The sequence below is a fragment of the Aerococcaceae bacterium DSM 111021 genome, from assembly GCA_020112395.1.
Taxonomy (GTDB): Bacteria; Bacillota; Bacilli; order Lactobacillales; family Aerococcaceae; genus Ruoffia.
Genome location: JACCEK010000002.1, coordinates 354,485 through 367,141 on the forward strand (window position 1 = coordinate 354,485; position 12,657 = coordinate 367,141).

Consider the following 12,657-nt stretch of genomic DNA (forward strand, 5'->3'; position numbering starts at 1 on the left):
CCTTGTTGTATTTGTTAAGTATGCTTCAAGTCCCAATAAGTTACTTGCCCTGTCCCGTCTCCTTTAATCTCAATCCGGTCTTGTTGGGGGTCCGGATAGACCCGGCTCGTAAAGACCGCATCTCCATCGTTAATAAAGATTTCCAAAGAATCTGATCCTTTAATGCTTGATCCATAAAACTAGCAATTAGAATAATAGCTGATACCTTTTATTGTAGCACAAAGAGGCAAGTCATTGTATGCTCTACAAAGGTGTATGCTTGCTTAATCCATATCGAATTGCTTTCGTCCATTGCGCCATTCGCTCACGCTCACGTCCGTTATTCAGTCCACTGGTTGATAAAGCGCTGACAACTTCATAAGGTTGAAAGATAGGATGCTTTAAAACTTCTTGGTAGGCAGTTTTTCCATTCGCTATAATCAACTGGATATTCGCCAGCTCTAAAACCTGCTCGAAATCATTGAGTGTATTACTTTTAATCTTACTGTCCAAGCTTCCTTCTCTTTCAGCCGTCGCGTAAACATCCCATACACCTATACCATGTGCCAGCAATGTTTCTAATCGCTCCAAGTAATCCATTGGATCATCTACTTGTAAGGCGTTAAATACGACACGCCAAAAGGCATTGCCTGGATTACCATAGTACTGTTGTTTGCGTAGTGATGGGACACCTGGATGACTTCCTAAGATAAGCACCCGTGTTTGCTTGTTCGCTACTGGTTGGAATCCTTTAGAGTGTTCCATAATTTATGCTCCTTTCAATCTAGTAATGATTAAAGTTTCTAATCTTTATCTTTCTTTAACCGCAATTGTTATAATAAGTTTAATAAAAATCTTGAGGAGAGTGACAATATGACGGTACAGCAAACATACATCATGCTCAAACCAGACGCGGTCGAACGTCGTTTAGTGGGTGAGATTATCTCTAGAATTGAAGACAAAGGTTATTCCATTATCCAAGCAAAGCTGATGACATTAACTAAAGACGTCGTTGCCGATCATTATGCTCATTTAACTGATCAACCTTTCTATTCGAAACTCGAGAACTACATGCTTTCAGGTCCGGTATTCGGTTTGGTTGTTGAAGGCGAAGAAGCCGTTCATGGCATGCGTTCTATGATGGGTCCAACCAACGTTTTTGACGCTGCTCCTGGTACAATTCGCGGTGATTTCGCGACAGACTTAACTTACAATGTCATCCACGGTTCAGACTCCCTCGAATCAGCTAATATTGAAATCAGACGATTCTTCGGCTGATGGGCCTATATAGTTAATCTCTTCTGTTCTATCTTTCGGAATTTTACTTTCGGCAGGTACGCCAATAGGTAAGACACACCAACAAATATGGTTATCTGGTATACCCATCTTATTCAATATTGAACGGATAGCTGGCTCATCACAGCGACCTCGGATTTGATCTGTCCACACTGTTCCAAGTCCCAGAGCTGTTGCTGCAAGATAGGCGTTTTGTACAGCGAGACCTGTTTCAATCTGACTATATGGATTGTTTTTTGGTGAACTAATAAGTAGAATCGCGTTCGGATTATAAAGACTAAACCCATAGCCGCTTAAAGTTTGATCTAATTGCTTAATTAACTTCTCGTTTTGAACAATGGTAAATTTTCTACTTTGCTGGTTAACCGATGTTGGAGTCATCCTCGCAGCTTCCGCAATCTTTACCAAATTATCTTTGCTGACTGTTTTATTACTGAACACACGAGTACTTCGTCTTAGAGTTATGACATCAAATATATTATTAGACAAGAAAATCTTCCTTTCATAGCTGATAAATTTAGATATTAAAAAGCATAGTTGGACTGGGTGTTTACTTAACGCCCAACTATGCTTTTAACTGTCTATTTTTTTAATTAATCTTTGATTGGTTGATATTCTACTTCTAAACCTTTTTTAACAGCAGGACGATCTGCAATGCGACGAGCCCACTCTAGTACATTTGGATAAGATTCAACGTCTAAAAATTCAGCGGATCCTTCGTATAAATCTCCTAGAGCAAGACGCCCGTACCATGACCAGTTTACGATATCCGCAATTGTATATTCGTCTCCTGCAATATATGGACGTTTCCCTAAAGTCTTATTTAATAAGTCTAATTGGCGCTTTGTTTCCATTGTGAAGCGGTCGATTGGGTATTTCATTGGTTCTGGTGCATAGGCAAAGAAGTGTCCAAAGCCTCCACCAACATAAGGTCCTGCACCAATTTGCCAGAATAACCAGTTCATCGTCTCAGTGCGACCATGAATATCTGTTGGAATTAATTTATTAAATTTCTCTGCTAAATAAAGTAAAATCGAACCTGATTCAAAGATTTCTAAACGTGGTTTTTGGCTATAATCAACCAGTGCCGGAATCTTAGAGTTTGGATTGATGTCAACGAAATCTGAACCAAATTGGTCACCGTCGCCGATATTTATTAGATATACATCATAATCAACATCCACACCTAATTCTTTTAATTCTTCAAACATAATGGTTGCTTTAATTCCATTAGGTGTTCCTAGTGAATAGAGTTGGAATGGCGCTTCTCCTACAGGCAATGTTTGTTCGAAACGACTCCCTGCAGTTGGGCGGTTACCCCCTAAATCTGAATTTTCGTCTTCCCATTTCCACACTTTTGGTAATTCATATGCCGTCATTATAACACTCCTTATATAGTTTATTCGTAGCTTCATCATACTACTTTTTTTGACTAATGACTAAACATACACATAGAGTTTAATTAGTAATAATTATTTATTTTATCTTCAATTACTTTGTGTTTTAATGTTCAAACTTTCACTGTTTATTCAGCTCGTTTTTATTAAACTCAATAAAAACGCATTCATTTAGATGTTTAATTTAATTTTCGATTGTGATACAATGAACTTGTTGAAAGGCTTAAATTTTTGAAAGGGGTTATTTTATGGATGTTTTTATGGGGAAAGCACAAGGTTTTCATGGTCCGATTACAGCTAAACTTACATTGGAAAATGATAAGATATTGAAAGCAGAAAGTGAACATACAAAAAGTGCATATATTGGTGACCTTGGAATTCAGCGATTATTAAAACGAATAGAAAGTGAACAAAGTTTAGATGTCGATGCAGTTTCAGGTGCTACATATAGTACAAATGCATATTTAACTGCTGCTAAAAAAGCAGTTTCGGTTGCAAAAGGTAAACTGAGTCAAGAAGATGCTCTAAATTTAAATATTACTTTAAAAAATGGTGAAAACAATCAAGTAGATACGGTATCAAGTGCTTCTATAACTAGTCACGATGAAGTCAACACTTCTGTAGCTAGAGAACCTGTTTATATGTCTAATAATCCCGATTTGTTTGATGAACTATTTGATGTTGTTATTGCTGGTTCAGGTGGAGCAGGACTTTCAGCTGCTGTTGAGTCAGCGCGAGGTGGATTGAAAACGATTATTTTTGAAAAAGCTGGCATTCCTGGTGGTACAACAAATGCTTCCGGAGGTGTTATTCAAGCAGCTGGCACAAAATATCAAAAAGAATTTACAGATTTTAAAGACGATACCCCTAAAAAGCATGCTCAACTTTGGGTTAAGGCTGGAGAAGGTCGGGTTGATGAATCATTAGTTTGGGATTTAGCTTTAGGCGCTCCTGACAATATTGAGTGGTTAGTTGAACTTGGGTTAGAATTTGATACTGTTTATGGACATGCTAAAATACCTTACATTACCGATGATTTACATGCCGATCGAATTCATCAATATAAAAATGGTGGTCAAGGTGGTGAAGGAACCCTATTAACTCAAACCCTACTAACAGATTTCATAAAACATGAAGGTCAAATTGAGTACGATTCACCCGTAGTTGCTTTAATATTAGACAAGGATACTTCTTCTGTTATCGGTGCTGTTATAGAAAAAAATGGGAAAGAAGTTAAAGTAAAGGCAGATCGTGGTGTTGTTTTAGCAACAGCATCTATCGATCATAACCCCGCACTAGCTAAAGAATTGAATGACCAACAATATTATGATATTTCTAATTCTACTTTATTATCAACACCTTATGATACAGGGGATGGAATTATAATGGGGATGGGAATAGGTGCTGCCGTTTCTGGACTTGGAGGCTGTATTGATTTTTGTAGCCGAACAGGTAATGCAACAAATAACCAAATTCCAACTATTCCAATGGTTCTAATTAATGGTATCGGAAAACGTTTTGTTCGGGAAGATTCTACTTATGCATATCACTATCGTGCGATTTTCCAAGAAACGAAAAAACATGATGCACCTACTTATATGGTTTTTGGAAAATCATCAATTTCTGAACCGGGTAGCGCATGGACCTCAGAAAGCTTAAAAGCGGATGTAGAGTCTGGTTTGGTAATCAAAGCAGAAACCTTAGAAGAATTAGCAGAAAAAATTGCTGTACCCACTACTAACTTAAAAGAAACAATAGAAAAATGGAATAGTTTTGCTGCTAATAAGGAAGACGCAGAGTTTGGCCGCTTAGAAGGATTGAAAGAAATTTCAGGACCTTATTATGCTATGTTAAACAAGGCATCAAACTTAGGATCGCTGGGTGGATTACGTATTAATACTGATTCGCAAGTAATCAATTCTTTTGGACAACCTATTAAGGGACTCTATGCAGCAGGCCTAAATGCCGGTGGCTGGGTAACCGGATATTATCCAGGTTCTGGAACAGCGATTGCTGGAATAATTCATCAAGGTCGTAAAGCTGGAAAACATTTAGCTGCAAATAATTAACTCCACTTCAATGAATAAATAATATTATTTCTATTTTTAAATGACTTCATCTTTTCTTTCAAGATGAAGTCATTTTTTTATTATTCTATCCCTTTCTATATATTAAAAATACATAATAATAATGACTCTACTTATATATGTATCTTTATAACGCTATCTAATAAAATCTATGCCAAATTCCGTATTAGTTACAAATAGCATATTCTTCATACTAAAGGTAACTGCACACTACTTTCTCTGAGCTTTTCCCAAGTATTCGCTTAGAAACTATTCCTACTAAATTTTATAAGCAATTTCACTAAGGACTCTACCCAACTGTGCTATAATAGTCTTTAGCAATAATATTTAAGGAGAGATTTCAATTTATATATTAATCATTTCACTTGTGCTTATCATGGCCTTGATTGCTATGCGCATTTCTAGTGATTTAAAGATACCGCAATTACTTTTGTTCATGCTCTTAGGTGTTTCCTTTAATTTTTTTGGAGCTAATTTCACTAATTATGATTTTTCCAATCAAGTATCTTCCTTAGCTCTGATGTTTATCATTTTCTATGGAGGATTTGGTACAAAATGGAAGATGTCGAAGCCTGTTGCCAAAGAAGCGATTACCTTAAGTTTCCTTGGAACTATACTCACCGCTTTAATTACCGGTCTTTTCGTCTATCTAGTTTTTGACTTTTCCTTACTTGAGGCCATGTTACTCGGATCCATTATCGGTTCGACCGATTACGCCAGTGTGTCGGATGCGCTCGTCTCTCGTCGCTTAAAGTTAAAATACAACACCGACTCCTTACTGGAATTGGAATCAGGTTCCAACGACCCGACAGCTTATACGATGGTTGTGCTATTCTCGACACTTCTTCAAGGACAAAATGTCAATGTCCCCGTCTTAGTTATCTTACAAGTTGGGCTCGGTTTATTAGTTGGCTTTGCTTTAGGATGGGTATTTATCCGACTTCTAGACTACTTATATACAAGAGAAGGTATGGAAGTTATTTTGTTAGCTGCTGCTGCTTTATTCACTTATGAATTTACCAACCAAATTGGTGGTAACGGCTACTTAGCTGTTTATATCTTTGGTATTTATGTTGGTAATAAAGAATTCATCGGTAAACGTGAAGTTGTCTTTTTCTTTGATAGCTTTACAAACTTGGCACAAATTGGGTTATTTTTCTTACTTGGTCTATTATCCGAACCAAGTTCGATTATCGCTATGATGCCAATCGCTCTAGTCATCATGTTATTTATAACATTTATTGCTCGACCAGCATCGATATATGGTTTAATGGCGCCCTTTAAGTTGAATAAAAATCAACTGCCAGTCATTGCTTTTGCAGGACTGCGCGGGGCTGCGGCGATTGCTTTCGCGATCAGTGTAGTCAATTCAGACACACCATACATGAATGACCTTTACCATATTGTCTTTGATATTTGTCTCTTATCTTCTTTAATTCAAGGTGGTTTATTACCTACACTATCTAAAAAGATGGACATGGTAGACCCAGAAGATGCGTCCTTACGTAACTTCAACTCCTTACAAGATAAAAGTGACGTCGGCTTCTTAGCAACTAAGATAGAAGCAGATAGCGAGCTCGTTGATACTTATATTCGAGATATCACCTTGGCCTTTGATTTCATTATTGCAAAAATCCTCCGACAAGGAGAAACGATTGTCCCTAACGGAGATGTACAACTTAAAGTAGGCGACGTCATCGTCTTAGCAGGGCGTTCTTACTTTGATGTGGTTGGTACGGATTTATTAGAATTCCGAATTAACGGACACCATAACTGGGTAAACAAAGAAATTAAAAATATTCACTTGGAACGCGACTCTCTTATCGTTTTAGTGTTAAGAGATGACAACGAGTTGATTGTTCCAAATGGTGATACAACCATTCTTGAACGCGATACAGTCTTAGTATTAGAAGCATCAAATGCGAAGTAAATAGTTAAAGAGCGAGGCACATATGCCTCGCTCTTTTTTGTAGACGTTAACTTGAGTCAAACCGATCTTGCATTTAGATCAAGACCCTTTGACGTCATTAAACTACTCCTTCAAGTTTGTTATTCACTTACAATATACCATTCACTCCATCCTAAACTAAACATTATAATTTCAATATGATAGTGATAACTTACTTTGTTTTATAATTAATAAATTATCGTCTCAAGTAGATATTATGGAAGTGAGAATGAAGTTAAATATCGCTTTTACAAATCGCGTTTATTTGATTCAATCATAATAAATTCTGGTAAATAATTCGGCGTACACCCTTTCGAAACTTTCTCATCTTTGTACAGACCTGTATCTTCACCAATTATAACGCAACGTTTACGGTACTGTTCCTCATAAACCCCAATCCAGCCTGCTGTAAAGTTCATAGCCCACTGAACTTCTGGTTGCTCTTGACTAATTTTAGCTTCAATTGCAGTTACCAAGTCTGATGTATTATTTGGTGGTGTTTTCCCAGTCCATCTTAATCGTCCTTGATGATACCAGTAAGTCCGCCTTTGAAGTGCGTATGGACTATCCTCCCACGACTCCATGAGTGTCGTTAATTTCTTATTCTTTGTGAGCTGATTAGCTAACAACCAATCCATTAGATTGTTACTTTCATCATATGTATGAATTTGCATATCATCAACAAGTTCATCTAATACTTCTTCTGAAAGTAGTTTTTTGTCCATAATTAAGATTGATAAAAGCCTTGGTAAAAACTTACCACTCGACCAAAGTTCCATCGCCAGTTCATGATCAACTTTTATTTCTTTTGCAATTTTTCGTAAGTCACCTAATTTTGTATTATCATCAATCTGTCGAAATATTGTTTCCGCTTTTTCAGAGGTCTGTATTACTTTGTTTTGATTCATCGAAATACTCCTTTAATTAAATCCGTGAGCTTTTAAATAATTATAGCTTTCTTCTAAACAATCGAAAGGATCTCCTTGGGATGTTTCTTGTTCTGCAAAAGTATATTGGATCCCTGTTTCTTTAGTTGCCTGCCTCCTTGATGAATAGATTGCATCCAATATACAGAAAAAGAGCACATCTACAGAATAGTAAAACTATTCCATAAATATACTCTCACAATCAACGACCAAATAAAGAAAGCTTTGCTACCTGATCAGTTGACATAGTTTATCGCTCTTTTTTACTTACTCTCCCCAGAATCGGTAAGCAATGGCTTGACCTTGCTTGATTTTATCCCATTGCTGTTCCTGAGATAATTCATTCCCTCCATCACATGACGCGAAGCCACATTGATGAGATAAGTACAGATTATCTTTTGAAACATACTGAGTAGCTTTTTCTAATTGTTCATACACTGCAGCTTCATCATCTAATTTTGCCGACTTACTTGATAAGAATCCTAAGACTACTTCTGTGTCAGGCTTGTTTTTAAAGACGCTTAACGCACTTAAGTCTCCGGCACGCTCATCATCCCACTCTAAGTAGAAACGGTCATAGTTTTGTTTTTCTAAGAATAAATGCGCGATTTTCTCGTAACTTCCACCACCCATATTACGTGAATCATAGTTACCACGGCAATTATGCGTATAGACTTTTAGACCCAGTGAATGGGCATAGGCAATGACATCATTATTCAAATCAATGAATTCTTGGGCTAAGCCTAAGATTGATGAGTGATCAAAGTCAGTACCACTAAAAGGACTATGCGGGTTATCTTCAGCAAATAACTCCCATAAGCAGTCATCAAATTGGATAATCGTTCCACCTGCTTCAGCGAATTCCTTTAAGAAATCTTTGTAAGCTTGACTTAAATCCTTTTTGAATTCTTCTGCCGTCTGATAAACTTTCCCTCCGATTTCCTCTGACAAGCTAAGTTCTCCAAAAATATGTGACGGAGATGGAATACATTGCTTTAACGTTGCACCTTGGGGTGATACTTCTTTTAAGCGATTAAAGTGGTCAATAAAGGTGTGATTCTGACTATGTAAAGGCGCTTCAATTGCGATTCCTATATCTTTACGAGTTTCATAATTGCTCTCTTGATCCAGATCACGGAAGAAGTAGCCATTATCCGCGATATAGCGTTTGATGCCGTTTAGACCCCACACAAAATCAAGATGCCACATAGATTTTGAATATTCACCATCCGTTACTTCAGGTAAATCATGCTCGATTTGTTGATTAACAATTGTTTCCACAGCTTGATCTTCTTCTTCCTTGTAACCTTCAAATTCATCGTAGAATGGATACGCAATATCATCGCGATGTTCTATTTTTGTCTTATAATCTAATAATGACTCAGGTCTTAATAATGAACCTACGGTTAAAAAGCGTTTAGTTTTTTGTGTCATTCATATTACTCCTTTTTAATTTGTTTCTAATAGTATAGAATACATGATGAGCTATTAGTAATATCTATTTTAGTGTGCTTAGCATAGTATTTAACTATGCCCAAATAATAAAGGGGTGTTTCAATGAATCTAAAGCAAATAGATTATTTCTTGAAGGTTGTGGAGACGGCTTCAATTACTAAAGCAGCCGATGAATTATATCTTTCCCAACCGTCCTTGTCACATGCGATTAAAGAGTTGGAAAAGGAAATGAATATCACGCTGTTCCACCGTAGTTCCAAAGGTGTGACTCTTACGAGTGAAGGCGAAGAATTCCTATTATATGCAAGGCAAATTAGCGAGCAAATTAATTTGATGAACCGCCGTTATAAAGACGATGAAGCACCGCAACAAATTTTTAGCGTGGCAGGGCAGCATTATGCTTTCGTAGTTGATGCATTCGTCCGTCTGCTGAAACAATACGAAGACCATGACTATCAAGCGACATTGAAAGAACTTCGAACCTATGAAGTCATTGAAGACGTAGCTAATTTGAAAAGTGAAATTGGTATTATCTATCGCAGTCATTATAACCGTCAAGTCATCAACGCTGAACTAGAAAAAAAACACATTCATTTCACACCACTTATCTCTGTTAAACCACATGTATTTATTTATAAAGATCATCCCTTAGCCGATTATGAAAAGATAGCTCTCTCTGATTTAGATACTTATCCAAAATTAAGTTACGATCAAGGGCACCACAATTCCTTTTATTTTTGGGAGGAAGTATTGGCCGACTATGCTTCACGTAAAACAATTACAGTGAGTGACCGAGCAACTTTGTTTAATCTAGCTATTGGCCTAAATGGCTACACGATTAGCTCAGGTATTATCAATGCTGATTTGAACGGGAGCGATATTATTGCAAGGCCACTCGTCTCTTCCGAAACGATTGAAATCGGCTATATTACTAATAACATGCACACATTAAAACCAATCGCTCACACTTTTCTGGAGATTTTGAGAGAACGACTAGAAGTGTCTGTTGAGAGTAATTTATAGTTTTTGCTTTATTCATTGGTATACATAACTCACTATAAAATCTATCGCAATGCAGTTGATACTCTTAACTAGCCAAATACCAAGCATTAATTTCTTCTTAAGATGTTAAGTTAAAATATAAACATTAAAGATGGGACCTGCAACCACACCCACGATACTAGCTGAAGTTTTTCTCGCCAAAAATTAAAGCCTTTATGGCGACAGCTGGGATTGTTGCACCTTGAGTTTTGACTATGAGAAACCAATGATGAGAGCACTTGCAGCTAATACATTATCTCGAATATACCAGTCTAAACATTTGACATCTTCTCCCTAATTAATGAAAGTACTTTCTCATTCATTAGTGGATAAATATATAACCAAGCTCATTCATTAAAGTAGAAATATTCTGTCACTTCAAATTGCTTTATGTGAGCAACTGATCGACATAACCTTCATTGTCTAAGATATCAATATAATAAATTCCATACTTATTTATACACTAAAAAAGCCAAAGCAACGATGTGCCTTGGCATGGTATCACTTTGTTTATACTCACCATTCAAGAACTCTTTCTATCATTTTCACCAGTCCGTTCTACAACAAGCTTCGCACTGTACAGATGTTTTGAACATTAAACTATCATATGTTTTTAATGTTTAACTCAAAACACGGCGTGATAGTAGTTAAAAGCAGATTACTGTAATGCCATACTAGACTGTGTATTCCTTTGAGTATCTTTGAATCTAATCATGCTAATTAATCATCTAGTGTTAATACACCATCTTCAATGCGGTAGATGCGGTCACAATAAGATAGCATCCGCTCATCATGAGTCACCATAATAGCTGCTTTGTTACGTTCTTTGACTTCCTTGGAAATTAAAGACACCACTTCATGGGCACGCTTCGTATCTAAATTAGCTGTCGGCTCGTCTGCTAGAATAATACTTGGGTTATTCATGAATGCTCGAGCAATTGCTGTTCGTTGGCGTTCACCCCCAGATAATTGATGTGGGTATTTCTTCAATTTGTGACCTAAACCAATATTGGTTAATAATTCTTTGGCTAATTTTCGATGTTCTGGTTTAATTTGTCCCCCCATTTTCTTAACGACAAGTAATTGATCTTGTACTGTAAGATATGGCAATAAATTCGACGTTTGCAGAATAAAACCAATCTGCTCTAAGCGAACTTTAGAAAGTTCTTTGTCAGAGAGAGATGCGATGTTGACATCATCTATGAGAACTTGACCTGATGTTGCTTGTAGTAAAGCTCCTGCAATCGATAGGAAGGTACTTTTACCCGAACCGGATGGTCCGATAATCGCGATAAATTCGCCACGATCGACACTTAAATATATATCTTTTAATGCAGTCGTTGTAAATTCACCTTCTTGATATATTTTAGTCACATTTTTTAACATGAGTCCACTCATTATTCAGCCCTCCCTAATGCAGTAACTGGATCGATTTTGACAATACTTCTTACCGAGAATAATGAACCTAACATACTCGTAGTTAGCAAGATAAAACTATAGTTGATAGTCATTTGTGGTAATAAGTTAAATGGCATATCTTCAGGTAAGAAGAAAGCCATCAAATAAGTCAAGCCGACGCCAATCAATATACTAATTGATGACAATAGAAAGACTTGTCCCACAACGGTTCTAATGACAAAACCATTGCTTGCCCCAATCGCTTTCATCACACCAAATTGATTCACTTTTTGAGTCGTTAAGACATAGAAGAACACCGCAATCACGAAAGCTGAGATAAAAATTAACAACCATAACATCAATGAAATGGTACCGCTCTCTGCACTATAACCAGGAACACCATTTAAGGTTTGTTTTTTATCAGCCACTTCTACCCCATCGATTGTGTTCAAGATGGTTTCCTGGTTCAAGTTACTACCTTTTAAGAAAATCGCGTTAACAGGAGCTTCAATACCCATATCAGATCCTGGGACTTGATATTTGAATTCCCTTAGAGTCTCCATCGGTAAATAAATGACCGGTAAGTGATTTAATGTTTGAGTGTTTGAAAAACCTCCAATCTCAAATTCTGTATCATCATTACTTAAAGTGACGGTATCCCCTAAAGAAAAACCTTGCTTCATTAAAGATGAATCAACTAATACTTGATTCGGCTGGTTTTTTTGGAGTGCATCCCCTGAAACTACTCTAGGTTCTAAGAAACTACCCGTTTCTATCCCAATAAACAAAACACTCGTTTTTTTTCCGTTTTGTTCATTGTCACTACTACTTTTTAAAATAGCTCCGACCGAAGCCGCAATCGGTGCCGCTTCTTCTATCCCATCCAGCTTAATGAGATCATCGACTAAATTACCTGACAAAGTCGATTTAGACAAACTAAATTCCGCTTCTTCTTCAAAAACAGCTAATTCCATGTCCGAGTAACGGATCACAGCCGTTCCTAAATCAGCCAAGCCATTACCCAATCCACTCAACATAAAAACTAACCATGTAATGATTACAATGATAAAGCCGATCAGTAAAAAGCGGCGTTTGGAGAACCAAAGTTCTTTACGTGCTAAAAACATATA

12 protein-coding genes are annotated in these 12,657 nt (G+C 36.9%); 4 read left to right on the plus strand and 8 right to left on the minus strand.

Annotation, left to right across the window (positions count from 1 at the left end; genetic code table 11):
• Window positions 1-14 precede the first annotated feature (14 nt).
• Together HYQ40_07830 and HYQ40_07835 are read right to left on the minus strand one after the other, a co-directional pair.
• Entirely contained in the window at window positions 15-146 is a 132-nt protein-coding gene (locus tag HYQ40_07830; protein MBZ6527689.1) for a GH32 C-terminal domain-containing protein, read from the minus strand.
• A gap of 97 nt (window positions 147-243) precedes the next feature.
• Window positions 244-744, minus strand: coding sequence for a DNA-deoxyinosine glycosylase (locus HYQ40_07835; GenBank protein ID MBZ6527690.1), 501 nt, complete (start codon window positions 742-744; stop codon window positions 244-246).
• A 108-nt stretch (window positions 745-852) separates the two neighbouring features.
• On the opposite strand from HYQ40_07835, the gene ndk reads away from it, so the two are divergent.
• A complete protein-coding gene (gene ndk, locus HYQ40_07840) occupies window positions 853-1,257 on the plus strand; it encodes a nucleoside-diphosphate kinase (protein MBZ6527691.1) in 405 nt (134 codons plus the stop codon).
• Here ndk and HYQ40_07845 read toward each other — a convergent pair.
• On the minus strand, window positions 1,222-1,764 hold the full coding sequence (locus HYQ40_07845; GenBank protein ID MBZ6527692.1) for a nitroreductase family protein: 543 nt from the start codon (window positions 1,762-1,764) through the stop codon (window positions 1,222-1,224). The genes ndk and HYQ40_07845 overlap by 36 nt on opposite strands.
• A gap of 104 nt (window positions 1,765-1,868) precedes the next feature.
• Window positions 1,869-2,654, minus strand: coding sequence for a glutathione-dependent disulfide-bond oxidoreductase (gene yghU / locus HYQ40_07850; protein ID MBZ6527693.1), 786 nt, complete (start codon window positions 2,652-2,654; stop codon window positions 1,869-1,871).
• A 266-nt stretch (window positions 2,655-2,920) separates the two neighbouring features.
• Here yghU and HYQ40_07855 point away from each other — a divergent pair, with 266 nt between their 5' ends.
• Together HYQ40_07855 and HYQ40_07860 are read left to right on the plus strand one after the other, a co-directional pair.
• A complete protein-coding gene (locus HYQ40_07855) occupies window positions 2,921-4,741 on the plus strand; it encodes an FAD-dependent oxidoreductase (GenBank protein ID MBZ6527694.1) in 1,821 nt (606 codons plus the stop codon).
• Between the two features lie 361 nt (window positions 4,742-5,102).
• Window positions 5,103-6,689 carry a potassium/proton antiporter gene (locus tag HYQ40_07860; GenBank protein ID MBZ6527695.1) on the plus strand — a complete coding sequence of 529 codons (1,587 nt, stop codon included), beginning with the start codon at window positions 5,103-5,105 and terminating at the stop codon, window positions 6,687-6,689.
• A gap of 266 nt (window positions 6,690-6,955) precedes the next feature.
• Here HYQ40_07860 and HYQ40_07865 read toward each other — a convergent pair whose 3' ends face one another.
• Window positions 6,956-7,615: a DNA alkylation repair protein gene (locus HYQ40_07865; GenBank protein ID MBZ6527696.1), complete on the minus strand. Its 660-nt coding sequence runs from the start codon at window positions 7,613-7,615 to the stop codon at window positions 6,956-6,958.
• A gap of 285 nt (window positions 7,616-7,900) precedes the next feature.
• The gene (locus HYQ40_07870; GenBank protein MBZ6527697.1) at window positions 7,901-9,067 is read right to left on the minus strand and encodes a 5-methyltetrahydropteroyltriglutamate--homocysteine methyltransferase; all 1,167 of its coding nucleotides are present in this window, start codon (window positions 9,065-9,067) and stop codon (window positions 7,901-7,903) included.
• Window positions 9,068-9,190: 123 nt separating this feature from the next.
• Here HYQ40_07870 and HYQ40_07875 point away from each other — a divergent pair, with 123 nt between their 5' ends.
• On the plus strand, window positions 9,191-10,111 hold the full coding sequence (locus HYQ40_07875) for a LysR family transcriptional regulator (GenBank protein ID MBZ6527698.1): 921 nt from the start codon (window positions 9,191-9,193) through the stop codon (window positions 10,109-10,111).
• Window positions 10,112-10,849: 738 nt separating this feature from the next.
• Here the strand turns inward: HYQ40_07875 and HYQ40_07880 are convergent.
• On the minus strand, window positions 10,850-11,527 hold the full coding sequence (locus tag HYQ40_07880) for an ABC transporter ATP-binding protein (protein ID MBZ6527699.1): 678 nt from the start codon (window positions 11,525-11,527) through the stop codon (window positions 10,850-10,852).
• Complete coding sequence (locus HYQ40_07885; GenBank protein MBZ6527700.1) at window positions 11,527-12,654, minus strand: ABC transporter permease; 1,128 nt, start codon at window positions 12,652-12,654, stop codon at window positions 11,527-11,529. Before HYQ40_07885 ends, HYQ40_07880 begins: the two co-directional genes overlap by 1 nt.
• Window positions 12,655-12,657: the final 3 nt, after the last annotated feature.